At 35.1% G+C, this 24830-nt stretch carries 17 protein-coding genes; all 17 read left to right on the top strand.

All coding sequences use genetic code 11. The annotated features are described in order from the left end of the window. Window position 1 precedes the first annotated feature (1 nt). Complete coding sequence (gene panD / locus Q0516_RS03170; protein WP_294465755.1) at window positions 2–403, top strand: aspartate 1-decarboxylase; 402 nt, start codon at window positions 2–4, stop codon at window positions 401–403. Continuing rightward, complete coding sequence (gene coaBC / locus Q0516_RS03165) at window positions 396–1610, top strand: bifunctional phosphopantothenoylcysteine decarboxylase/phosphopantothenate--cysteine ligase CoaBC (RefSeq protein WP_294465753.1); 1215 nt, start codon at window positions 396–398, stop codon at window positions 1608–1610. The genes panD and coaBC overlap by 8 nt, the downstream gene beginning before the upstream one ends. A gap of 381 nt (window positions 1611–1991) precedes the next feature. After that, window positions 1992–7244, top strand: a complete 5253-nt coding sequence (locus Q0516_RS03160; RefSeq protein ID WP_294465750.1) for an InlB B-repeat-containing protein — start codon at window positions 1992–1994, stop codon at window positions 7242–7244. A gap of 151 nt (window positions 7245–7395) precedes the next feature. Further along, window positions 7396–8169 (top strand): FAD-dependent thymidylate synthase, encoded by a 774-nt coding sequence (gene thyX / locus Q0516_RS03155; RefSeq protein WP_294465747.1) that lies wholly within the window; start codon window positions 7396–7398, stop codon window positions 8167–8169. A 15-nt stretch (window positions 8170–8184) separates the two neighbouring features. Continuing rightward, window positions 8185–8913: a 23S rRNA (guanosine(2251)-2'-O)-methyltransferase RlmB gene (gene rlmB, locus Q0516_RS03150; protein ID WP_294465744.1), complete on the top strand. Its 729-nt coding sequence runs from the start codon at window positions 8185–8187 to the stop codon at window positions 8911–8913. Between the two features lie 322 nt (window positions 8914–9235). Beyond that, entirely contained in the window at window positions 9236–10162 is a 927-nt protein-coding gene (gene pyrB / locus Q0516_RS03145; RefSeq protein ID WP_257480017.1) for an aspartate carbamoyltransferase, read from the top strand. Further along, entirely contained in the window at window positions 10155–10589 is a 435-nt protein-coding gene (locus tag Q0516_RS03140; protein WP_257480016.1) for an aspartate carbamoyltransferase regulatory subunit, read from the top strand. Before pyrB ends, Q0516_RS03140 begins: the two co-directional genes overlap by 8 nt. Window positions 10590–10597: 8 nt before the next feature. Then, window positions 10598–11752 carry a dihydroorotase gene (locus Q0516_RS03135; protein WP_294465737.1) on the top strand — a complete coding sequence of 385 codons (1155 nt, stop codon included), beginning with the start codon at window positions 10598–10600 and terminating at the stop codon, window positions 11750–11752. Then, window positions 11736–12596 carry an orotidine-5'-phosphate decarboxylase gene (gene pyrF, locus Q0516_RS03130; RefSeq protein WP_294465734.1) on the top strand — a complete coding sequence of 287 codons (861 nt, stop codon included), beginning with the start codon at window positions 11736–11738 and terminating at the stop codon, window positions 12594–12596. Before Q0516_RS03135 ends, pyrF begins: the two co-directional genes overlap by 17 nt. Then, window positions 12587–13285 (top strand): dihydroorotate dehydrogenase electron transfer subunit, encoded by a 699-nt coding sequence (locus tag Q0516_RS03125; RefSeq protein WP_294465730.1) that lies wholly within the window; start codon window positions 12587–12589, stop codon window positions 13283–13285. Before pyrF ends, Q0516_RS03125 begins: the two co-directional genes overlap by 10 nt. 1 nt (window position 13286) lies before the next feature. Then, window positions 13287–14189 (top strand): dihydroorotate dehydrogenase, encoded by a 903-nt coding sequence (locus tag Q0516_RS03120; RefSeq protein ID WP_294465727.1) that lies wholly within the window; start codon window positions 13287–13289, stop codon window positions 14187–14189. Window positions 14190–14209: 20 nt separating this feature from the next. Then, window positions 14210–14797: an orotate phosphoribosyltransferase gene (gene pyrE, locus Q0516_RS03115; RefSeq protein WP_294465723.1), complete on the top strand. Its 588-nt coding sequence runs from the start codon at window positions 14210–14212 to the stop codon at window positions 14795–14797. Between the two features lie 12 nt (window positions 14798–14809). Further along, window positions 14810–15868: a glutamine-hydrolyzing carbamoyl-phosphate synthase small subunit gene (gene carA, locus Q0516_RS03110; protein WP_294465720.1), complete on the top strand. Its 1059-nt coding sequence runs from the start codon at window positions 14810–14812 to the stop codon at window positions 15866–15868. 10 nt (window positions 15869–15878) lie between these two features. Then, window positions 15879–19103 (top strand): carbamoyl-phosphate synthase large subunit, encoded by a 3225-nt coding sequence (carB, locus tag Q0516_RS03105; RefSeq protein WP_294465711.1) that lies wholly within the window; start codon window positions 15879–15881, stop codon window positions 19101–19103. Window positions 19104–19370: 267 nt separating this feature from the next. Continuing rightward, entirely contained in the window at window positions 19371–20654 is a 1284-nt protein-coding gene (locus Q0516_RS03100; protein WP_294465708.1) for a hypothetical protein, read from the top strand. A 266-nt stretch (window positions 20655–20920) separates the two neighbouring features. Beyond that, window positions 20921–22729 (top strand): potassium-transporting ATPase subunit KdpA, encoded by a 1809-nt coding sequence (gene kdpA, locus Q0516_RS03095; protein WP_257480007.1) that lies wholly within the window; start codon window positions 20921–20923, stop codon window positions 22727–22729. Between the two features lie 22 nt (window positions 22730–22751). Then, window positions 22752–24824 (top strand): potassium-transporting ATPase subunit KdpB, encoded by a 2073-nt coding sequence (gene kdpB / locus Q0516_RS03090; protein ID WP_294465704.1) that lies wholly within the window; start codon window positions 22752–22754, stop codon window positions 24822–24824. Window positions 24825–24830 lie beyond the last annotated feature (6 nt).

Here is a 24830-nt window from a genome sequence, read left to right as displayed (position 1 = left end):
AATGTTACTAAATATGTTAAAAGGAAAAATCCACAGAGCAACGATTACCGAAGCTAAACTTGATTATGTTGGGAGCATAACAATAGATATTGAACTTTTAGAAAAATCAGGTATACTTGAGTATGAAAAAGTCCAGATAGTAGATGTAAATAACGGAAGCAGGTTTGAAACTTATACGATTGCGGGAGAACGGGGAAGCGGTATGATATGTTTGAACGGTGCTGCCGCAAGAGAAGTGCAGGTAGGAGATAAAATAATAATAATGGCATATGCTTCCATGTCACCTGACGAAGTAAAAGATAACTCTCCTAAAGTATTATTTGTGGATGATGATAATAAAATTCTTAGGATTACAAGATACGAAAAACATGGACTGTTGACAGAGGATATGATAAATGAGTAAATTATTAAAAGGTAAAACCGTAGTACTTGGAATAAGCGGAAGTATTGCGGCTTATAAAATGGCTAATGTTGCAAGTATGCTGATTAAACTCGGTGCAGACGTTCATGTGATAATGACAAAGAATGCCCTTAACTTTATTAATCCCATAACTTTTGAGACCCTTACGAATAATAAATGTTTGGTAGATACTTTTGACAGGAATTTTGAATTTCATGTCTCTCACGTATCCCTGGGGCAAAAAGCGGATATTATGCTGATAGCTCCCGCAAGTGCAAACATAATCGCGAAAATGGCAAACGGGATAGCAGATGATATGCTGTCTACTACAGTCCTCGCGGCAACTTGTAAAAAAATAGTTGCTCCTGCAATGAATACTCATATGTATAACAATAAAATTACAAAAGACAATATACAAAAGTTAAAAGGGTATGGTTTTAAAATAATTTCTCCCGCAAGGGGAATGCTTGCATGCAGAGATGTAGGCGAGGGGAAACTCCCCGATGAACAGACTTTGGTAAATCACATCTTAAGGGAAACAGCATATCCAAAAGACTTAAAAGATAAAAAAGTATTGGTAACGGCGGGAGCGACAATGGAAGCTATAGACCCTGTCAGGTATATAACCAATCACTCCAGCGGGAAAATGGGCTACGCCGTTGCAAAGATAGCAATGCTGAGAGGTGCAGATGTTACGCTGACTAGCGGGAACAGCACAGAAAAAGTTCCTCCTTTCGTTAATTTTATAAAAGTAAAAAGCGCAGAAGATATGTTTAAGGCGGTAGAGAAAAATTACAAAGAAATGGACTTTATAATCAAAGCCGCGGCTGTGGCTGATTATACGCCTATCAATACAAGTGAAGAAAAAATCAAGAAAAAAGACGATGAGATGTCTATAGAGCTTAAAAGAACAAAAGATATATTGAAGTTCTTGGGTGAAAATAAACTCAAAAATCAAGTGATTTGCGGTTTCGCAATGGAGACAAGTAATCTAATCGAGAATGCAAAAGAAAAATTAAAGCGAAAGAATGCCGATATGATAGTGGCTAACAGCCTAAAAGAAGAAGGTGCCGGATTTAAGAAAGATACCAACAAAGTCACTTTTATCACAAAGGATAATATCCAGCACTTGGATTTAATGACTAAAGAAGAAGTCGCAATGAATTTAATTGATAAATTAATAGATATATATAAGAAGAAAGAGGTTTAAACCTCTTTTTTTTAATTATTTTTATTTATTCTTACTTTCGTTTAGTTTTTTCAAGTAAAAAATTCAAATATTTTGTCAAAAAAGGTGTACTTTTTGTAACTAATTGTTGAATAAAATAATAATACAAAATATTTATATTTTATTTAATCAATTATTAGGTATGTAACACTTTTGCATACTATTCCCCATATATGATTGCATTAGGTAGTATACACCTTCTGTTACAAAAAGTACACGATTTGTAAAAATTGAATAGAGACTATGACGATAATAAATAATATAATTTTTTATTTTCGTCTTTTAACGTAGTTTGGTCAAGTGCATATCTATTTCCAAAAAATTTATAATATCAAATAAAAATAAATAAAGGGGAAAAGAGAAATGGATGAAACAAAACCAAAACGAAGTAAAATTCTAAACAAAATCATGGGGGTCATACTGACTCTTGTTTTAGTTTTATGTTTGATGCCGACTTCAAGCATTTTTGCTGCTGATAGTGCACAAGCAAGCGAAATAGAATATTTAACAAATAATGCATCATGTTCATTTAATGTAAGAGGAATGCCGGGAAGTTTTAAAACTACATATTCTGATAGGGGATATATGTCATATTTAAGAATAACCGACAGTCAAGTTAATAATGCAGCTGCAGGTAGCGGAGTAGCAATAAACAGTTTGCCGAACGGAGTGGTAAAACAAAATATTAATGGAGTTACCGGTTTTGATTTGAAACAAACTCTATCTTTTACCAACGAGAACAGGTATGTTAAAATTCAATATACTTTAACAAATAATACAGGTAAGGATAAATATATTGCATTGGGTTCTGGAGCGGACATACAGATTGTAGGGAATGATTCAGCACCGATTTATAGAACCGATACAGGTATTCGTATGGCGGAAAGTGAAGCTACCACTTCCAGACAGTTTAACTTTGTATGCGAAAAATCTTATGGTGTTACAGATGTAGATAGTTTATATTATGGACCATATAGTGCCTATCCTAATGTGATGTTTTCAGGTACAAAGACTACAGGTACTGTTCTTAATACAGACTCAGGTATGTCTTTTGGTTGGGTAAACAGACTTATCAGAGACGGTGAAACCAAGACTTATTCAGTTCTTTTAGGTATAGGTAATGCCGCTTCACCACCACAGTTGATGCAGGATATTTCTGCGGTTTGTAACGGAGATAAAGTAGATGTTGAGGCAAGATTTAAAGATATAAATAAGAACGCTACAGATGCAATTTACTATGTATTCGATATGGATACGGAAAATGAAACTCCAGCTGAAAAATTAACTGAGGTGGATGCAACAGGTGAAGTTCAAACGCTAAAGGATTCGATCCCTAAGCCATCATCTTGGCAGGTAGGCGAAGTACATACGGTTTCAGTATGGGTAATGAATAATTACGGAGCAATGTCTGATGTCAAGACAGTTAGGGTCGTAGTTGAAGGCGACGATGCAGTAAGGGAAGCAGAAGAATATTATTTAAGCTTTAATGGTGGTCAGGGTGCTACAGGTACTGCCCCTTCAAGCGTAAAGATTTTTGAACAGGATTATACTACTCTTCCCGCGAACACTTTTACTAAAGAAAATTGTACATTCGGCGGCTGGCAGGATAGTGAAGGGAATATTTATCCTGCAGGAACAAAATTTAAAATGCCAAGCAGTGATACGACTTTGACAGCATATTGGGTCGAAGGCACGAAAAATGCAATGTACACTGTTGAATACTATAAGCAAAATGTAAAAGACGATAACTATACATTGGCTGAAAGCAAGTCTTTTGAAGCAGCAGTAGGAGAAACCGTAACTGCTCCCGAAAAGACTTATACGGGATTTGAAGAAAATACAACAACATCGCTTCGAAATGAAAGCGGAGAAGTCGCGAGCGGTCTGCGTCTAAAACGTTATTACGACAGAAAAATGATGAATGTTACATTTAACGGAAACGGCGGGGAAGCTTCTCAGGCTTCCATGACTGTACGTTACGGCGGAATGGTAGAAATGCCGACTGCTACAAGACAGTATTACGCTTTCCAAGGCTGGTATGATTCATTAGATAATCAAGAAGCTAAGTTATACAACAACTTATCTCCAATAACTTCCGATTTGACATTATATGCAACTTGGGATGCGGCTTTGGACTTTACCACTCCAAAAGTAAGCGGAACTTACGGGACTGCAATAAGCGATGTGACTTTGGTTCCTTCAAATGCAGCTTCAAGTGACACTCCTAATGTTAAATTTGAAATCGTAAGCGGAAGCTTACCTGCGGGACTTACAATGTCCGAAACAGGTGTTATTTCGGGAACTCCGAAAGCAGCTACAAAAGGGGATATTAATATCCAAGTTAAATGTACTGATTTAGATACAAATTTAACTAAAACGAAACAAGTAACTGTAAATATAGCAAAAAAAGAATTGACAGTTACAGGCCTTGATATAAATGCGGCACCAACAAAAGTATATGACGGGACCAATGCAATTTCAAAATCAAGTCTTGATGCTGTCAGCGTAACAGAAGTAAGCGGTCTGTTAGCTGAAGATCAGATAAGCTCTGCAAGTGCAAAATCTGCTAAGTCAACAGGGCTTACGATAAAAGCTTCAGCAGGTACATATGACAATAAAAATGCCGGAGAAAATAAAAATTATACTATTACAAAATTCACTTTAAGCGGTGATAAAGCCGCAAATTATACTATAGCTCCTTATTTAGCAGGGGACAACGGTGTAATTACAAAGAGAGATATAACAATTAAACCTACCCCTGATTCTATGGACAGGAATGACACTGTTCCTGCATTCGGAGTTAAAGTAACAGGCGGAAGTCTGGGAAAAGGCGATAAAGTTGCTGATTTGGGTACTCCTGTATTCGAATGTAAAAACGCAGCAGGTGTTTCGCCATCAACAGGCGGAGAAATAGGCGACTTTACATTAAAAATAACATCGATTAATAATCAAAGTACAAATTATAATATAACTTTGGAAGAAGTAGCGTTCAGAGTAAGAGATAAACATACCGTTACTACCTCTAAAGCAGGTGACGGAGTCATTACGGCTACAAAAGCTTATGATGAAGACTCTACGGCAATTATAACTTGGGAACCAAGAGATAATTACAGAGTAAAGAGAGTAATAGTTGACGGCGAAGTAAGAGATGATTTATTACACGCAGGTCAAATCGCTTTTGCGGGAATAAGAGAAAATCATACTGTTTTTGTAGAATTCACAAGAGAAGAACTTCCTCCTGCAAATCAGTATTATTCTATTGATACTGTTAAAAAGGGCGGCGACAGTAACTGTACAGTAACAAGCGGATGTACGGTTAAAAAAGGCGACAGCAAAACAATCAGCTGGACTGCCGGCGGTGAATATAAAGTAAGCAAGGTCACTATAGACGGAGTTATCAAAGATAATATCGATGAAAACGGCGGAAGCATCACATTCAATTCAATAAGTGCTAATCACGATGTACAAGTAGTATTTGAAAAGAAAACTGCTCCTGCACCAAAAGAAGATTTCTATACAATAACTACATCATATGAAGGTGAAGGTTCAATTGACGCAAGTAAGACGGTTAAAAAAGGTTCTGCATGCACAATAAGCTGGAAGCCTGCAGGTGGATGGTATGTTGATAAAGTTATTGTAGACGGAGTTGAAAAAGAAGGTTTAAGAAAAGGTCAGTTTGATAATATTACAGCTGACCATACAATCAAAGTAATATTTGCTAAAGATACACCATCAGGAGGAGATGTCGATCCTGACAATCCGGATATAGATAATCCTGATGTAGATAATCCTGACAATCCTGATGTAGATAATCCGGATGATAACCCTACCCCTGATGTAGCTCAAACATATAGGGTAAATACACAAATCAAAAACGGTATAGGCGATATTTCTCCTTCCGTAACGGTAAATAAAGGTGAAGATTATACAGTTTCATGGCATATTGAAACCGGATATGAAATCGAAAGTATCGAAGTAAAAATGGGTAATGTATTAAAACCTAATTTAGTAAATGGAAATAAAGTTATACTTACAAATATTACTGACGACTATGATATCATAGTTACTTTAAAACCTGTTGATACTTCTGTAGATCCTGATGATAATAAAGAAGCATTTGATATCATTACCGGTATCAAAGGCGGCGAAGGTACTATAACACCTTCTGCATTGGATGTTGAAAAAGGTACAAGCCATAAAGTAGAATGGTCTGTTGAAGCTGATTATACAGTTCAAAGTGTAATCGTTGATGGTGTAGCTAGAGACGAACTTAGAAACGAAAACAGCGAATATAGTATAAACAGTGTAGAAGCAAGTCATTCAGTTTATGTATTCTTATCTAAAGAAAATAAAAATGACAGCGGTAACAACGGAGAAGTTACAAATCCTGAAGGACTTTTAAATGTAACAACAGAAATCGTTGGAAAAGGTAGTATCACACCAAGTAAAATCGTTGAAAAGAACGGAAGTCATAAAGTAGAGTGGTCACCTGCCGACGGATACGTATTAAAAGAAGTTTACATCGACGGAAATAAGAGTAATCTTCCTGTTAACTTTGTTGATTTTAACAATATTTTGGTAAACCATAGTGTAAAAGTAGTATTCGTTAAAGATGATGAAGCTCATTTGGATTATATCCCTGGAGAAAAATATCAAATTTCTACGGGAATAGTCGGAGGAAAAGGAAGTATATCTCCAAGTGCGACTTTACAAAAAGATGATGATTATAATGTAGAATGGAATATCGAAGAAGGATATGTTGTAAAGAGCGTAATCGTAGACGGAGTATACAGAGAAGACCTTAAAAATGTACAGGGAAGCCAAGACTTCAATGCTATAAAGGCTAACCACTCAGTATATGTATATGTAGAAACGAAAGATAACTCTTCTACCAATAAACCGGCAAAAGATTTAACGATATCTACCGAAACTGTAGGTAAAGGTAGTGTAACTCCTACCACAGTTAAGAAAAAAGGCAATGATCATGTGGTTACATGGAAACCTGCAAGCGGTTACGTTGTTAAAGAAGTATATGTCGATGGTTTAAAGGTTAACCTTGCCGACAATAAAATAGAATTTAAAGATTTGGCATCAAATCATCATGTAAAAGTTATATTTGTTAAAGAATCCGAAAAGGATGAAATATATCAGCCATCTTCAGATGATATAAAGATAGAAACGTCTATAATAGGCGGTAAAGGTACTATAACAGGTACTGCTACACTTAAAAAAGGTGATGACCATACAGTTAGGTGGAGCGTTGAAAAAGGATACCAAGTAAAAACTATTATCGTAGATGGTAAGGAAAGAAAAGATTTGATTGGTAAAAATTCTGTGACTTTTAAAGATTTAGCGAAAAATCATAAAGTTCAGGTTGTATTGATGACAGATGAAGAAGCTGCCGCAATTGAAAAAGAGAACAATAAAAATAATAACGGCAAAAAAGATGATTCTTCATCAACCGGAACATCAAAAGACAGACAACAGGATAATAAACAAAATGTTGATACCCCGGATACTTCCGACAATTCAAATACAGTAGTATATTGCTTAATAGCACTAATTGCTGTTGCTGGAATCGGCGGAACTATCTTTAAAATAAAAAGGGTAAATTAATTTAAACGCCAAACTAAAAAAGACCCTCCCCCGATGGGTCTTTTTTAGTTTTCATATATTATATATAAAATTACCATTTAGTTAAATGTGTTTCTTTTAACGTAAAAATAATGTATAATATTATAAGTATTTGAATTTAAAGGAGGAAAATATGAAGAGTGATTTAAAAGTAAGTTTGGTAAGGTATACTCCCGAACCTGTTAAGACAGTAGCAATGGCTGCTAAGTTATGTTATTCTCCTGTTGGTATAGAAGAAATAAGTGAAAAAATGAGTGATGAGCAGGCTGAAAAGTTTGTTAAAATGTTGATGGGTTTCAGTCATATGTCTCCTCTTGAACATATAAGTTTTTCTTTCGCGATAGAAGGTGTAAGCAGGACACTTACTCATCAGCTTGTAAGGCATAGACTCGCTAGCTATTCTCAGCAGTCACAGAGATATGTAAGCGAAACGGAGTTTGATTTTATCGTTCCTCCTGCTGTTGAAAAAGATGAAGAAGCATTAAAAGCTTTTAACGACAGTATGGAAATGATACAATCATCTTATGAAAAAATCAGAGATATTTTGACCGAGAATAAGACAAAAGAACTTGTAGAGAAAGAAAATATGGATGAGAAAAAAGCCAGAAGCAAGGCTGTTAAACTTGCAAATGAGGATGCGAGATTTGTTCTTCCGGGAGCCTGTGAAACAAAAATCATCACTACTATGAATGCAAGACAGCTCCTTCATTTCTTTGAAGAGAGAACTTGTACCAGGGCACAGTGGGAAATCAGAGCGTTGGCTACCGAAATGCTGAAATTGGTTAAAGAAGTCTGTCCTGTCATTTTTGACAGTGCCGGACCGGGATGTGTAAGAGGTGCGTGCCCCGAAGGCAAAATGAGCTGCGGAAAAGCGAAAGAAATAAAAGAAAAATTTTTGAATTTATAGAGGTAAATTAATTTAATGAGTAATTATGAAAAAGTAATAGGAAGAAATGCGGTCAGAGAAACTTTAAAAGCGGGTAGAAATATAAATAAACTTTATATAAGCGAAAATCATGATTCTGGTTTGGTAAGTATTATAAAAATGGCAAAGTCAAAAGGGATATCCATTCAAAAGACAAATAACCATAAGCTTGACAGTATGTCTGGAAGTACACATCATCAGGGTGTTCTTGCTTTATGTTCTCCTGTTGAAACAATTTCACTCAGAGAACTTATAGAGGATATGAATGAAAAAGATACTAAGCCCTTGGTAGTTATCCTTGATAATATAACGGATCCTCATAATGCCGGTGCTATCATCAGAAGTGCGTACTGTGCGGGGGCAGACGGTGTCATAATGCAGACAAGAAGAAGCGCTTCTATCGGAGAAGGGATGTATAAATCTTCTGCGGGAGCGATTGAACATATAAACTTATGTGAAGTATCAAATATAGCTCAAACTATAGATACACTTAAAAAAGAAGGCTTATTTGTAGTGGGACTTGATATGAACGGAGAAAACTACTACGATATGGATTATGATATGCCTTTGGCTTTGGTGGTAGGTGCAGAAGGTAAGGGACTTGGAAGACTTATTAAAGAAAAATGTGATTTTATAAGTTCTATACCTCTTAAAAATGATTTTGATTCATTGAATGCATCCGTTGCTGCGGGCATAGTGCTTTTTGAAGCAATAAAAACGAGATAAAACTCTGCTTTTTGCAGAGTTTTTTTATTAAATAAATTTTTTGTGGAATGATAATAAAATAAAGAGTATTTTTAAAAATTAAATTATATTATAATGAAATAAAATTTGGAAAAATTTATTAATTTATGAAATAAATAAAAAGTATATTTCGTTGACTTTAGAGTTATTATTTTATATAATATTTAAAAATACTTTTAACTTAGCACGAGAGGCTAAAAAGGTTATACTTCGATTAATAAATAGCTTACTAAAGCTATGCATTTTTTGTAGATACCTTGCCTAAGTGCAGGTATTTTTTTATAAATATCGGAGGTATATACTTATGTTAAAAGGTCGCGATTTGATCGAACCAACAAATTTTACAGTAGAAGAATTAGATGAAATATTTGCGCTTGCTAATGATATTCTAAATGACGAGAAAAAATATGTAGATGTATGTCATGGAAAATTATTGGCAAGCCTTTTTTATGAACCTTCAACGAGAACAAAATTTTCTTTTGACGCCGCGATGTACAGGCTTGGCGGTAATGTCTTAGGTTTTTCCGATCCAAACACATCGAGTACTTCAAAAGGCGAATCTCTTGCGGATACTACAGTGGTCGTTTCAAATTATGTAGATATAATTGTTGCAAGACATCCCAGAGAAGGTACTGCAAAATTAATGAGTGAACATTCGAGAGTTCCGGTTATAAATGCCGGAGACGGCGGACATCAGCATCCAACTCAAACTCTTACGGATTTACTTACAATCCAGTATTACAAACACGATTTCAATAATCTGAAAATTGGTGTATGCGGAGACTTAATGTTCGGAAGAACTATCCATTCTCTTGTAAAGGCAATGTCGAGATATAAAAATATAGAGTTTGTATTCATTTCTCCAAAAGAACTTTCAATGCCGGAATATATCAAAGAAGAAATCGAAGGAAAGGCTAAATACTCCGAAACGAATTCACTTGATGAAGTCATAGGAGATTTGGACGTTCTTTATATGTCAAGGGTTCAAAGAGAAAGGTTTGTAAACGAAGAAGAATATCTAAGACTTAAAGATTACTTTATACTTACAAAAGAGAAATTAGAAAAAGCTAAAAAAGATATGATAGTTATGCATCCTCTTCCTAGGGTAAATGAAATAGCTACAGATGTGGACGATGATGAAAGAGCTGTTTACTTTATGCAGGGAAGACTTGGAATGTATGTAAGGATGGCTTTGATTATGAAGTTATTGGGGGTAGAAGTAGATGATTAATGTTTCTAAGTTAAAACAAGGTATTGTTATTGACCATATTAAAGTAAATCACGGATATGAAGTCTTTAAACAACTTAAACTCGATGAAGTAGACGATGTAATAGTACTTATGAGAAATATCCCAAGTCATAAAATGGGAAAAAAAGATATTATAAAAATTGAAACTGATTTAAAACTTGATTTAACTATACTTGGACTTATCGATCCTAATATAACGGTAAGTTATATAGAAAACGGAGAAAGAGTGAAGAAGATACAGCCAAGACTTCCGGAAGTTGTTGAAGGGATTTTAAAGTGTAAAAACCCGAGATGTATCACTCAGTATGAAAATGTTGAAAATATCAAGTTTTATTTGGCTAATCCGGAAAAGAAAGAATACAGATGTTCTTACTGTGACTCAAAGACTACTTTGGTAGAAAATAAATAAGGTGGAAAATGAAAAAACTATTTAAAAACGGAGTGATAATTGATAAGACAAAAACATCAAAAGAAGATGTATTGGTTGTCAATGGAAAAATAGAGAAAATAGGGAAAGATTTAAAAATTGATGATATAGAAGTTATCGATTTAAAAGGAAAAACTTTGCTTCCCGCATTCATTGATATGCACTCACATTTCAGAGACCCGGGATATACTTATAAGGAAGATATCGAAACCGGTATGAAAGCAAGTGTTAAAGGTGGATACAGTGTTGTTTGTACAATGGCAAATACCGATCCGATTTGCGATAGTACCGAAGTCTTATCTTATGTAAAAGAAAAGTCAGAAAAGGCGGGAGTAAATAAAGTTATTCAAATCAGTGCGATAGGTAAAAACCTTGAAGATAAAGAACTTGTAGACATAAAAGAAAACAAAAAATATACCAATTTATTTTCAAATGACGGAAGGACTATATTCAGCGATAAATTCATGGAAGAAGCTTTGAAGAAATCCAAGGAATATGATTTTCATTTATTGACGCACTGTCAGCCCGAAGAAGAAATAATAGAAAGAGACATGAAACTCCTTGAAAAGGTTGGAGGTAATCTTCATGTTTGCCATATAAGCACTAAGAAATCATTGGAACTTATAAAAGAAGCAAAAGCAAAGGGACTTGATGTAACCTGTGAAGTTGGGCCTCATCATCTTTTTGCCGATAGTCTTGATTATAGAGTAAACCCGTCCTTTGCCACTAATGAAGACAGAATGGCTTTGATACAAGGTATTAAAGATAATAAAATTGATGTGCTTGCAACCGATCATGCTCCTCATTCTGAGGAAGATAAAGAAAAGGGAGCTCCGGGAATAGATAATATCGAGGTTGCATTTTCGATGTATTATAAGATATTTAAAGAGTACGGTATAAGCATCAATAAACTAAGTGAAATGATAAGTTATACTCCGGCTAAGAAAATAGGTCTCAATAAAGGTTTGATTGAAGAAGGATACGATGCAGACTTTGCCGTAGTAGATTTAGATTATAAAGGGAAAATAAATAAAAAAGAGTTTATATCTAAATCAAACAACACGCCTTTTGACGGATATAATATAAACGGAAGAATACTAATGACTTTTGTAGGGGGAGAAAAAAAATATGAAATTAATAGATAAGCTTTACGAGAGAAGTAAAAAAAATATGGCAGTTTGTCTCGGTCTTGATACAAAGGAAGCTTTTCTTCCCGAGTATATAAATAATATGGATATCTCTTTAGGAGAAAAATATTTCTTATTTAATAAAGCAATAATCGACGCAACAAAAGATATCGTGGCATGTTATAAAGTACAGATTGCTTGTTATGAAGCTCTCGGAATGGACGGGCTTAATGCATATCAAAATACTTTGAAATATATAAGAGAGAATGATGGTATAGTTATAGCGGATATAAAAAGAGGAGATATTTCCTCTACTGCCGCAATGTACGCTGACGGACATTTTAAGGGTGATTTTGAAGCAGACTTTATAACCATAAATACTTATATGGGCTCGGATGCGATTAGTCCATATTTCGATTATTTAAAAAATGGAGATAAAGGGCTATTTGTATTGGTTAAAACATCAAATCCCAACGGACATCAAATTCAGGATTTGGAAACTAAGGACAATAAAAAAGTATATGAGATAATGGCTGAGTATGTAGATAAATGGGGAGATGATTTTGTCGGAGAATGCGGATACAGTGCCGTTGGTTCCGTTGTCGGTCTTACTTATCCAAAAGAATTCATAGATGTAAAAAAATATATGCCAAAAGCGTTTTTCTTGATCCCGGGATACGGAGCGCAGGGAGGAACAGGTAAAGATATAGCGGAAATCTTTAAAGATGATATCTGCGGAGTAGTAAATTCGTCAAGAGGTATTATTTCTGCTCATAAGGGAAAAGTAGAGGATGAGACCTTTACGAAACTTACGGTAAAGGCAGTAAAAGATATGCAAGAGGATATTGGAAAATGGCTATAGTATTATTTAATAATAAAATAAAAGATGACATTTATATGTTAAAGCTTAAAGGTAAATTTGAAGGTAAAGAAGGACAGTTTTATATGTTAAAACCCAAGAATACTTTCCTTTCAAAACCCATAAGTATTCATGATATTGATAAGAAAGGTATAACATTCCTATATCAGGTAAAAGGTGAAGGAACTAAATATTTTTCTACTTTAAAAGAAGGTATGGAAGTTGACTTGTTCGGTCCCCGAGGCAACGGTTTCGATATAGAAAATATTGATAAGGACGTTACTGTTATCGGCGGAGGTATAGGTACTGCACCTTTATATTATTTGATTAAACAAATCAAGAATAAATATCCAAGTAAATACATTAGAGTTTATTTGGGATTTACAAAGGAAGATTATTTGGTTGATGAGTTTAAGAAGATAGCAGATGAAGTAATTGTAGATGTTGGAGGGATTATTACACATCAAGTGGACTTCACAAAAGATGATAAATATTTTGCCTGCGGTCCGGACATCATGATGAAAAGTGCTTATGACCTAGCGAGTAAAGAAGGTCATGATGTTATCGTGTCTCTTGAAAACAGAATGGCTTGTGCTGTCGGTGCGTGCCTTGGATGTAATGTAAGGACCTCTAGCGGAAACAGAAAAGTTTGCAAAGACGGTCCTGTCTTTAAAGGAAGCGAGGTGTACTAAAATGGATAGACTTAAAGTTGATTTTTTAGGAAAAGATTTTTCTAATCCATTGGTGGCAGCAAGCGGAACTTTTGGTTTTGGACGAGAGTACTCTGAATTTTTTGATGTAAGTGAAATAGGAGGAGTTTGTTCAAAAGGACTTACTTTAAAACCTCAGCCGGGAAATTCAGGGAACAGATTATGGGAAGCTCCAAGCGGAGTAATAAATAGTATCGGACTTGAAAATCCCGGAGTAAGAAGCTTTTTAATAAAAGATTTACCTTATATGAATAAGCTTGGAACAAGGGTAATAGTAAATTTCGGAGCTCACAGTACAGAGGACTTCTTGGAAGGTATTGAACTTTTAAATAAAGAAGAACTGGACTTTATTGAACTTAATATATCCTGCCCAAATGTCAAAGAAGGCGGTATGGCTTTTTGTATGGATAATAAGAGTGCTTATGATATAACCAAAGCGGTAAAAGAAAAATCCGTACACCCAATAATAGTGAAGCTTTCTCCTAATGCTCCAAGCATTGTCGATGTAGCTAAGACCGTTCAAGATGCAGGTGCGGATGCTGTAAGTCTTACAAATACTTTTTTGGCTATGGCAATAGATATAAATAAGAAAAAACCTGTCTTTGATAATGTATATGCCGGACTTTCCGGTTCTGCAATCAAACCTATAGCACTTAGAATGGTTCATCAAGTTGCCAAAGAGATAGAAATCCCTATATTGTCTTACGGCGGAGTAAGCAATTATATGGATGTACTTGAATTTATAATGGCGGGTGCGACGCTTGTCGGCGTGGGAAGCGCAATATTTGCTAATCCTACGGTAATGATAGATATCAAAAAAGATTTGGAAGAATATTTAATAAGAAATAATATAGATAATATAAACGAATTGATTGGAATAGTATAAGAAAGGTAAGGTATATATAAATGAGTGAACAAAGAGTAAAAGAGATTTTAAAAGAGACAGAAGCATTTCTTGAAGGTCACTTCCTTCTTTCATCGGGAAGACATTCAAATCAGTATGTGCAGTGTGCTAAACTATTAAGATTTCCGGATAAAGCGGCGGAAGTTCTAAAAGAAGTGGTAGAACAAGTAAAAGACCTTGGTATCACAAAGATCTGCGGACCTGCTATGGGAGGCGTTATCGTCTCTTACGAGCTTGGCAGACAGCTTGGAATAGAAAGTATATTCACTGAAAGAAAAGACGGTAAAATGGAGCTTAGAAGAGGTTTCAGTGTAGGTAAAGGTGATAAGATACTTATAAGCGAAGATGTTATCACTACCGGTAAAAGCACTTTAGAAACCGTTAAAGTACTTGAAGACATGGGCGCGGAAGTTGTTGGTGTTTGTTCTATAGTAAACAGAACAAGTGATGATTTAAATTTCCCGCTTCCTATATACTCTGCTATAAGACTAAATATAGTTTCTTATGACGGTGAAGATTGTCCTTTATGTAAAGAGGGAAAAATCGAGCTTGTAAAACCGGGCAGCAGAGATTTTAAAAAATCTAAATAAAGAGGTTATATAATGAAAGGATATTTACAGTTAGAAAATGGAATGACCTTTGAAGGTGAACTTTTCGGAAGAGTCCAGGAAAAAGTAATCGGAGAAGTTGTATTTAATACTTCAATGACCGGATACCAAGAGATTTTAACAGACCCATCTTATTACGGTCAAATAGTTACGATGACCTACCCGCTTATAGGTAACTATGGAGTTAATTTTGATTATGAACAGTCAGACAGCTGCAAAGCAAGAGGTTTTATTGTTAAAGAAGTATGTTATAAACCTAATAATTTTAACAATGAAATGACACTTCCGGATTATCTTGAAAGCGAAGATATAACGGCATTAAGCGGGATAGATACAAGAATGCTTACAAAAGTACTCAGAAACGAAGGTGTTATGAGAGGAATGATAACCACTCATATGATGCCTAAGACCAAGCTTATCGAAATACTTGACGAACATGATAATTCAAAAAGTGTATTTTCTGTTTCTACATCAAATACATATGAAATAAAAGGCGATGAAAATGCAAAACATATCGTTATATACGATTATGGTATCAAGACTAATATAATCAATATGTTTAAAGAAAAAGGACTTAACTTAACTATCGTTCCTTTTGATACTAAAGCCGAAGAAGTTTTAAAGATTAACCCTGATGCGGTATTTTTATCAAACGGCCCCGGAGACCCTATGGATCTTCCTATGTGTGTTGAAGAAATCAAAAAACTCATAGGTAAGCTTCCAATTCTCGGTATTTGCCTGGGACATCAGCTTGCTTCATTGGCTTTAGGCGGAACAACAAAGAAACTTAAATTCGGACACAGAGGCGGAAATCACTCCGTTAAAAACTTATCAAATGAAAGAGTATTTATTACAAGCCAAAATCATGGATATGTAGTTGATAAACTTCCAAAAGATGTTGAAGTAACATATACACACGTAAATGACGGAAGTATAGAGGGTATGAGAGTAAGAGATAAAAAAATATATACCGTTCAGTTCCATCCTGAGGCTTGTCCCGGACCGACTGACAACGGGAATGTATTAGACGAAATTTTAAAGGTAATAGAGTAGGAGGATTATCATGCCAAAAAGAGACGATATAAGTAAAGTATTGGTTATAGGTTCAGGTCCGATAATAATCGGACAAGCTGCCGAGTTTGATTATTCGGGAACACAAGCCTGTGAAGCCATAAGAGAAGAAGGATTCGAAGTTGTTCTTATAAATTCTAACCCTGCTACTATTATGACAGACAAACAAACTGCGGATAAAGTATACATAGAACCTATCACTTTGGAATCGGTTGTAAAGATTATTGAAAAAGAACGTCCCGACGCTATTATAGGTGGCATGGGAGGACAGACAGCTCTTAACATGACAATGGAGCTTCACAATAAAGGTATCCTTGACAAGTATGGAATAAAAGTTATCGGAACAAGTGTTGAAGGTATCATGAAGGGTGAAGACAGAGATGAGTTCAGAAAACTTATGCAGGAAATCGGTCAGCCTGTCATTGAAAGCAGAATAGTTAATACACTTGAAGATGCTAAAAAAGCAGCACTTGATATCGGATATCCCGTTGTAGTAAGACCCGCATATACTCTTGGGGGTACAGGCGGCGGTATTGTAAATAACGAAGAAGAGCTATTAAAGATTGCGGAAAGCGGACTTTCTCTTTCTATGACTACTCAAATCCTAATTGAAAAGAGTATTAAAAACTGGAAAGAAATCGAATACGAAGTAATGAGAGACTCCAACGGTACTTGTATTACAATTTGTAATATGGAAAATATAGACCCTGTAGGTATCCATACAGGGGATAGTATAGTCGTTGCTCCTACTCAAACTCTTTCCGATAAAGAATGTCAAATGCTTCGTTCAGCTTCTCTCGATATAATTGAAGCAGTAGGTATTGAAGGAGGATGTAATGTTCAATTCGCACTTCATCCCGACAGCATGGAATATGCGATTATAGAAATAAATCCAAGGGTTTCCCGTTCTTCAGCACTAGCCTCAAAAGCCGTTGGTTATCCTATAGCTAAAGTATCAGCAAAGATTGCACTCGGTTATCATTTGGAAGAGATAAGAAATGCAGTTACAAAAGAAACATTTGCATGTTTTGAACCTGCTATTGATTATGTGGTAATAAAAGTTCCTAAATGGCCGTTCGATAAATTCTTAAGTGCCAAAAGAGATCTTGGAACAAAGATGATGGCGACAGGAGAAGTAATGTCAATAGGAAGGACTTTTGAAGAAGCCTTTTTAAAGGCAATCAGATCTCTTGAAATCAAAAAGCATACTTTAGTTCATAATAAAGTAAATGATATTCCGATAAAAGAATTAAGACATAAAGTATTTAAAGCAGATGATGAAAGAATATTCGTATTGGCTCAAATGCTCAGACTTAAATATTCGGTTACTCAAGTAAGTAAGATAACGGGTATTGACTTATTCTTTGTAAATAAAATTAATGAAATAGTAAAAAGAGAAGAACACTTAAAGACTTTAACTTTGGAAACTTTAACAAAAACTGAGTTACTTGACCTTAAGAAAAAAGGTTTTTCCGATAAGGGTATCAGCTTCTTAATGGGCGTCAGAGAAAAAGATATATATGAAATGAGACAAATGTGGAATATCAATCCTGTTTATAAAATGGTTGATACATGTGCCGGGGAATTTGAAGCATATACTCCATATTATTATTCAACTTACGACACCGAAGATGAAGTGGTCGTAAGCGATAAGAAGAAAGTAATGGTCATCGGTTCCGGTCCTATCAGAATCGGTCAAGGTATAGAATTTGACTACAGTTCCGTTCACTGTGTATACGCCTTAAAGCAAATGGGTATAGAAACTATAGTTGTAAACAATAACCCGGAAACCGTGAGTACCGATTTTGATACTTCCGATAAACTTTACTTCGAACCTCTTACAGACGAAGATGTACTTAATATTTACAATAAAGAAAAACCTGACGGAGTTATTCTTCAGTTTGGCGGACAAACTGCAATCAAGCTTGCGGAAATGTGTGTAAGAGAAAATATCCCTATTTTAGGAACTTCTCCTGACAGTATTGATAAAGCGGAAGACAGGGAAAGATTTGAAGCTATGCTTTCAAAACTTGGGGTAAAACAACCTAAAGGTAAAGGTGTATTTACCGTTGAAGAAGGTAAAGAAATAGCTCAAAAAATCGGATATCCCGTACTTGTAAGACCTTCGTATGTACTTGGCGGAAGAGGGATGATGATTTGTCATGATGAGGAAAGTCTAATTAAATACCTTACAAATGCCATAAAAGAAGACGGCAAAAATCCTGTCCTAATTGATAAATACTTATTCGGACTTGAAGTTGAAGTAGATGCGGTTTGTGACGGTGTAGATGTATTTGTTCCGGGTATTATGGAACATCTTGACAGAGCCGGAGTCCATTCAGGAGACAGTGCTACACTATATCCTACAAGACACGTAAGTGATAAAATCAAAGAAACATTATATGATTATACACGAAAAATCGCTCTTGAACTTAATGTTAAGGGAATGATAAATATACAATTTATTGTATTTAAAGATGAACTTTATGTTATCGAAGTTAATCCTCGTTCAAGCAGGACCGTACCTTATATAACAAAAATCACTAATGTACCTATTCTTGAAATGGCTGTTAAATCTATGTTTGGACCATGTATTAAAGAAATGGGATACGGAAGTTATATCCAGCCCGACAGCGAAAATTACGGAGTAAAGGTTCCTGTATTCTCTACGGAAAAACTTCCGAACGTTGAAGTAAGCCTCGGACCCGAAATGCGTTCTACGGGAGAAGTCCTCGGTGTAAGCAAGAATTATTTGGAAGCGTTATATAAAGGGTTCTTAGCTGCCGGATTTGACTTAAGTAAGAGAAAGAGAAAACTCCTTATTTCATTAAATGATGACAGTAAAGAAGAATTCCTTCCTTCTCTTAAAAAGATGTCTGATATCGGATATGAATTCTTTGCTACGGAAAATACAAAGAATTATATGGAAGGGCATGGGATTAAAAATGTTACCGAAGTATATAAAATCGGGCACGAAGGAGATCATAAGGATTTAGGTATCTTAGATGTTATTAAAAATCATAAGATCGATTTGATTATAAATACTCCTGGAAGTTCCTCAGATTCTGAAACCGACGGATTTAAAATAAGAAGATGTGCCGTTGAATGCGGGGTAAGTGTAGTAACTTCAATCGATAGTGCCATTGCATTGGCTACTTTATTCAGTGAGGATTTAAGCTTCAGTGAATTTGATGTAACCGATGTTGCAAACTATTAGTTATAATTTAAGAAGATAGTTTTAAACTATCTTCTTTTTTGTTACCGTAAGAAAATTTAAGTATAAAACACCGTAAAATAAAGGGAAACCAAGTTTAAAATAATAGACTTTTGCTTATAAGTATTTTATAATATTATTATAAAAGAATTATTGGATACTACTCTTTTTATGAGGAAAAAAGTGTATTATGACAATATTTTGTTCTTAATTAGTTTAATATAGTAACAAAGAGTTACTAAAAATAAATACATAAAGGGGAAATAAATTATGAAGAAAGTTTTAAAGAGACTTTTGGTGCTTACATTGGTAGCAACGTTTGCACTGGGCAGTGCCGGAGTATTTGCGGCGAATATATCGGAGTTTAAAGGTGAGGTTTTATCTTCTAATAAAATAGAAGATAAAATAAATCAGAAAAAAATTCGTAAGGAACTAAATTTATCTGATAAAAAAACACTTTCATCAGTAAAGTTGACAAAAGACAATAATATAACATGGGCTAAAACAATAAATTCAAAACATATGGCATATACAACTACAGGAAAACCTGGCTATTCTAAATATAGTAATGTATCTGGTAACTATGTTATTCCTATAAAAGCGGCTACTACAGGAATACTATATATAGATGCTGTATTAGATAAGAGTAGTACAGCAAGTATAGCTATAATTTCTACTGATATTAATGTGACTGCATATGGTGCTTCTATGTTTTTATCACCGGGGCAGTCTAGAGTTGATACAAATGGTTTCGATGTTGTAGCGGGAAAAACATATTATATTTTAGTAGAACCGAGATCTTCTACTAATAAGTATACATTATCAGTTAGAGGCTATGTATATGCTAATAATTCAAGAAGTCTATCTGTTAATAAATGGATATTATCGTCTGGTGCAAAAGGAAGCGGATATAGTAATGTATACTATAAAATCAAACCAAGCAAAACAGGGTATATTAACGTATCATTAAAAAGGTACGGATATTCCAGTTCAACGGGATATATAACCTTATATGATTCTAAGAAAAAGGCAATATCATCAAAAGTTTATTATAATTCCAAAAATAGTTATTATAATAAAGCATATTTTGGCGTTAAGGCAAAAAATACTTACTATATAAGGATAAATAATTGCACAGGTTCATCTAAATACCAATATAAATATGGTGTTAAATACTCAAATGCTAAAGTAAAAGATTATAATATCTCAAAAAAAAGCAAGGCTAAGACAATAAAGCGTAAGAAAACTGTATCTACAGTATTTGTTGCATCAACAAAGAAAACTTGTGATTGGTATAAAATAAAAGTTTCTAAAAAAAGACCTACAGTTATAACCTTAAATACAAAGGGAATAAAATCCGGTAATATTGCTGTAACAGTATATAAAGGTAAAAAGAAAATAGGGACGCAAAAAATTACTCCATATACCGATAAATTTAAAGGTAAAATAACTTACGGAACAAGTTATGGTAAAGCTAATAAAGGCACTTATTATATTAAAGTTCAGCAAGGTAAAAAATGCAGCGGTATGTATAAAATACAATATAGTAAATAGATAAATAAAAAAGAGAAGTATTTTTACTTCTCTTTTTTTTTAAACTTTAAGAAGTAGTTTTATACTGCTTCTTTTTTAATAGTATATCTTTATATAATCTTAATACTCTTTACTTGTCCCTTAACACCATTTTAATTCTCTAAGTGATAGACTTTAACTTGTTAAAAGGAGGACATAAAAATGACATTTCTTATAGTAATAAGCGGTTTAGCAGCTGTAGGTATGCTTATTTACTACGCTGTTTTACTTTTGGGAGGTAGAGAATAATGAGTAATTCAATTTTGCAATATGTATTTTACTTGGTAATTTTAGTTGTTTTAGCCATTCCTCTAGGAAAATACATAAGTAAAGTAATGAATGGCGAAACGGTATTTTTATCAAAAATAATACTTCCCGTTGAAAACTTCATTTATAAAATTTTAAAAATCAATAAAGATGAAGAAATGGGATTTAAGAAATATGCCATAAGTGCATTGGCATTCAGTGCATTTGGACTTATATTTTTATTTGTAATTCAATGTGCACAAAAATTCTTGCCTTTAAATCCTGAAGGTATCGGTGGTATGAGCTGGGATCTATCATTTAATACAGCAGCAAGTTTCGTTACAAATACAAACTGGCAGGCTTACAGCGGTGAATCTCAGCTTAGTTATTTAGCTCAAGCATTGGGCTTAACTGTTCAAAACTTTACATCTGCCGCAACAGGTATGGCTGTTCTATACGCTTTGGTAAGGGGACTAATGAAAGTTAAAAGTAAAGGTATAGGAAATTTCTTTGTGGATGTAACAAGAAGTATTTTATATGTATTGATCCCGCTTTCATTAGTTGTAACAATAGGTATTGCTTCTCAAGGTGTTGTACAAACATTTAAAGGACATGAAGAAGTAAGCCTACTTGAACCTGTAGCCATAACTACCGAAGGTGAAATCATAGAGAATGCAAAAATTCAAGATAATAAAGTTTATGTTAATGGTGAACAGATAAAAGATGCTGAAGTGGTAACAAAGCAAATCGTTCCTTTAGGTATGGCAGCGAGTCAGGTTGCAATAAAGCAGCTTGGAACAAACGGCGGTGGATATTATGGAGTTAACTCTGCACACCCACTCGAAAACCCAACGCCTTTCTCTAATATGTTGGAAATGATTTCGTTATTATTGATTCCTGTTGCATTGTGTTTTGCCTTTGGCAGAGACATTAAAAACAAAAAACAAGGTATTGCTATATTTATGGCAATGTTTATATTATTAGTTGGTTTTATGGGTATAACTGCCTATAGTGAACATGCTTCTACGCCTGCATTTACTGCAAATCCTGCGGTAAGTACATCAGTTGATGGGCAAATCGGTAACATGGAAGGTAAGGAAACGAGGTTCGGTATTGCCTCATCTGTTACATGGGCTAGCTGGACAACAGCGGCATCGAACGGTTCTGTAAACTCCATGCATGACAGCTATACACCTATAGGAGGTATGATACCAATGCTTCAAATGCAGCTTGGTGAAGTAGTATTTGGCGGTGTAGGATGTGGATTATACGGAATGCTCGGTTTTGCGATTTTAGCGGTATTTGTGGCAGGTCTTATGGTCGGAAGGACTCCTGAATTTTTAGGAAAGAAAATAGAGCCTTTTGAAATGAGAATGGCAGTATTGGTATGTCTGGCTACTCCTATAGCTATACTTATAGGAAGCTTCCTGGCTACTATACTTCCGTCAACGGCTGATAGTTTGAATAATGCTGGAGCTCATGGGCTTAGTGAAGTGATTTATGCTTTTTCTTCATGCGGAGGTAACAATGGTTCTGCTTTTGCCGGATTTAATGCAAATACACCGTTTCTCAATGTTAATTTAGGTTTTGTAATGTTATTTGCTCGTTTTGTTCAAATGACGGCATGTCTTGCTATAGCAGGCAGTCTTGCAAAGAAAAAGAAAATTGCTGTAACTGCAGGAACTTTATCGACATCAAATGCTATGTTTGTATTCTTACTTGTATTAATGGTGTTGATAGTAGGAGCTTTAAGTTTCTTCCCTGCACTGGCTCTCGGACCGATAGCAGAATTTTTTGAAATGATTATATAGTAAAGGAGATTATAGTAGTATTATGAAAAATAATGAATATACAAGCGCTTTAAAAGATAAAAATATGGTGCTACGTGCCATAAAAGATTCTTTTATAAAACTTTCTCCGAAAATACAAGCCAAAAATCCGGTAATGCTTCTTGTATACATATCGGCTATACTTACAAGTATTTTGTTTGTTTCGGCTCTGTTTGGCATTCAAGATGCACCAAAGGGATATATACTTGGAATAGCTCTAATCCTTTGGTTTACGGTTTTATTTGCCAACTTTGCAGAAGCGATAGCGGAAGGCAGAGGGAAGGCTCAGGCTGATTCCCTCAGAGCCGCAAAGCAGGATGTAAAGGCATATAAAATTCCATCTATAGATAAAAAGCATCAAATAACCGAAGTTTCTTCAGCTAATCTCAAAAAAGGAGATATGGTTATTGTAAAAGCAGGAGAACAAATTCCTGCTGACGGTGAAGTTATAGATGGTGCTGCTTCCGTGGATGAAAGTGCCATAACCGGTGAATCTGCACCGGTCATAAGGGAAAGCGGAGGTGACAGAAGTGCTGTTACCGGAGGTACTACGGTTATATCCGATTGGATAGTAGTAAAAGTAACAAGTGAAAAGGGCGAAAGCTTTTTGGATAAGATGATCGCAATGGTTGAGGGTGCTTCAAGAAAGAAGACTCCTAATGAAATTGCTCTTGAAATATTCTTGGTAGCACTGTCGATCATATTTATATTGGTAACATTGGCACTATATGGATATTCTTTATTCTCAGCAAATCAACAGGGTGTTGCAAATCCAACATCAATAACCTCACTTATTGCGTTATTGGTTTGTTTGGCTCCAACTACTATTGGTGCACTTCTTTCTGCAATAGGTATTGCGGGAATGAGCAGACTTAATAGTGCAAATGTACTTGCAATGAGCGGAAGAGCAATCGAAGCCGCAGGTGATGTGGATATATTGATGCTTGATAAGACAGGAACTATTACTTTAGGGAACAGAAAAGCAGATGCCTTTATTCCGGCAAGCGGAGTAGACATAAAAGAATTGGCAGATGCTGCACAGCTTTCGTCTTTAGCGGATGAAACTCCCGAAGGAAGAAGTATAGTAGTGTTAGCAAAAGAAAAGTTTGGGCTTAGAGGCAGAAATCTAGAAGAATTAAATATGGAATTCGTTCCTTTTACCGCTAAAACTCGTATGAGCGGCGTAAATATGAATGGAATGGAAATCAGAAAAGGTGCCGCTGATACTATCAAACAATATGTAGAAGAACAAGGCGGTAACTTTAATACGGAAATCGAAGAGGCAGTAAATAAAATAGCTAACCAAGGCGGAACACCGCTTGTTGTCGCTAAAAATGATAAAGTATTGGGTGTTATCCACTTAAAAGATATCATAAAAAAAGGTGTAAAAGAAAAATTTGCCGACCTTAGAAAGATGGGTATCAAGACAATCATGATTACCGGAGATAATCCTCTTACCGCTGCTGCTATTGCTGCGGAAGCAGGTGTGGATGATTTCCTTGCAGAAGCTACCCCTGAAGGTAAACTTGATATGATAAGAGATTTTCAAAGGAAAGGTCATCTTGTTGCTATGACAGGGGACGGTACAAATGATGCTCCCGCACTTGCACAGGCGGATGTTGCGGTAGCAATGAATTCAGGTACTCAGGCTGCAAAAGAAGCAGGTAATATGGTAGATTTGGATTCCTCACCTACAAAATTAATTGATGTAGTAAGGATAGGTAAACAGTTATTAATGACAAGAGGAAGTCTTACAACATTCAGTATAGCAAATGATATTGCAAAATACTTTGCTATTATACCCGCATTGTTCATAGGGTTATATCCTGGATTACAGACACTTAATATAATGGGACTTCACAGTGCAAATTCAGCTGTTTTCTCTGCAATTATATACAATGCGTTGATAATTGTTGCATTGATACCTCTTTCTTTAAAAGGTGTTAAATACAGAGAAGTGTCTTCGGGAAAACTTCTCAGCAGAAATTTACTTGTTTACGGACTCGGTGGTATTATCACTCCATTTATCTTTATTAAGATAATTGATGTAATCATCGTTTCTCTCGGTTTGGTATAGGAGGAA

Source organism: uncultured Anaerofustis sp. (genome assembly GCF_938029165.1).
GTDB lineage: Bacteria > Bacillota > Clostridia > Eubacteriales > Anaerofustaceae > Anaerofustis.
This window is presented reverse-complemented; position numbering and strand designations above follow the sequence as displayed.

Coding starts and splice junctions, on each gene's coding strand:
- panD (WP_294465755.1), top strand. CDS start 2: ATGTTACTAAATATGTTAAAAGGAAAAATCCACAGAGCAACGATTACC.
- coaBC (WP_294465753.1), top strand. CDS start 396: ATGAGTAAATTATTAAAAGGTAAAACCGTAGTACTTGGAATAAGCGGA.
- Q0516_RS03160 (WP_294465750.1), top strand. CDS start 1,992: ATGGATGAAACAAAACCAAAACGAAGTAAAATTCTAAACAAAATCATG.
- thyX (WP_294465747.1), top strand. CDS start 7,396: ATGAAGAGTGATTTAAAAGTAAGTTTGGTAAGGTATACTCCCGAACCT.
- rlmB (WP_294465744.1), top strand. CDS start 8,185: ATGAGTAATTATGAAAAAGTAATAGGAAGAAATGCGGTCAGAGAAACT.
- pyrB (WP_257480017.1), top strand. CDS start 9,236: ATGTTAAAAGGTCGCGATTTGATCGAACCAACAAATTTTACAGTAGAA.
- Q0516_RS03140 (WP_257480016.1), top strand. CDS start 10,155: ATGATTAATGTTTCTAAGTTAAAACAAGGTATTGTTATTGACCATATT.
- Q0516_RS03135 (WP_294465737.1), top strand. CDS start 10,598: ATGAAAAAACTATTTAAAAACGGAGTGATAATTGATAAGACAAAAACA.
- pyrF (WP_294465734.1), top strand. CDS start 11,736: ATGAAATTAATAGATAAGCTTTACGAGAGAAGTAAAAAAAATATGGCA.
- Q0516_RS03125 (WP_294465730.1), top strand. CDS start 12,587: ATGGCTATAGTATTATTTAATAATAAAATAAAAGATGACATTTATATG.
- Q0516_RS03120 (WP_294465727.1), top strand. CDS start 13,287: ATGGATAGACTTAAAGTTGATTTTTTAGGAAAAGATTTTTCTAATCCA.
- pyrE (WP_294465723.1), top strand. CDS start 14,210: ATGAGTGAACAAAGAGTAAAAGAGATTTTAAAAGAGACAGAAGCATTT.
- carA (WP_294465720.1), top strand. CDS start 14,810: ATGAAAGGATATTTACAGTTAGAAAATGGAATGACCTTTGAAGGTGAA.
- carB (WP_294465711.1), top strand. CDS start 15,879: ATGCCAAAAAGAGACGATATAAGTAAAGTATTGGTTATAGGTTCAGGT.
- Q0516_RS03100 (WP_294465708.1), top strand. CDS start 19,371: ATGAAGAAAGTTTTAAAGAGACTTTTGGTGCTTACATTGGTAGCAACG.
- kdpA (WP_257480007.1), top strand. CDS start 20,921: ATGAGTAATTCAATTTTGCAATATGTATTTTACTTGGTAATTTTAGTT.
- kdpB (WP_294465704.1), top strand. CDS start 22,752: ATGAAAAATAATGAATATACAAGCGCTTTAAAAGATAAAAATATGGTG.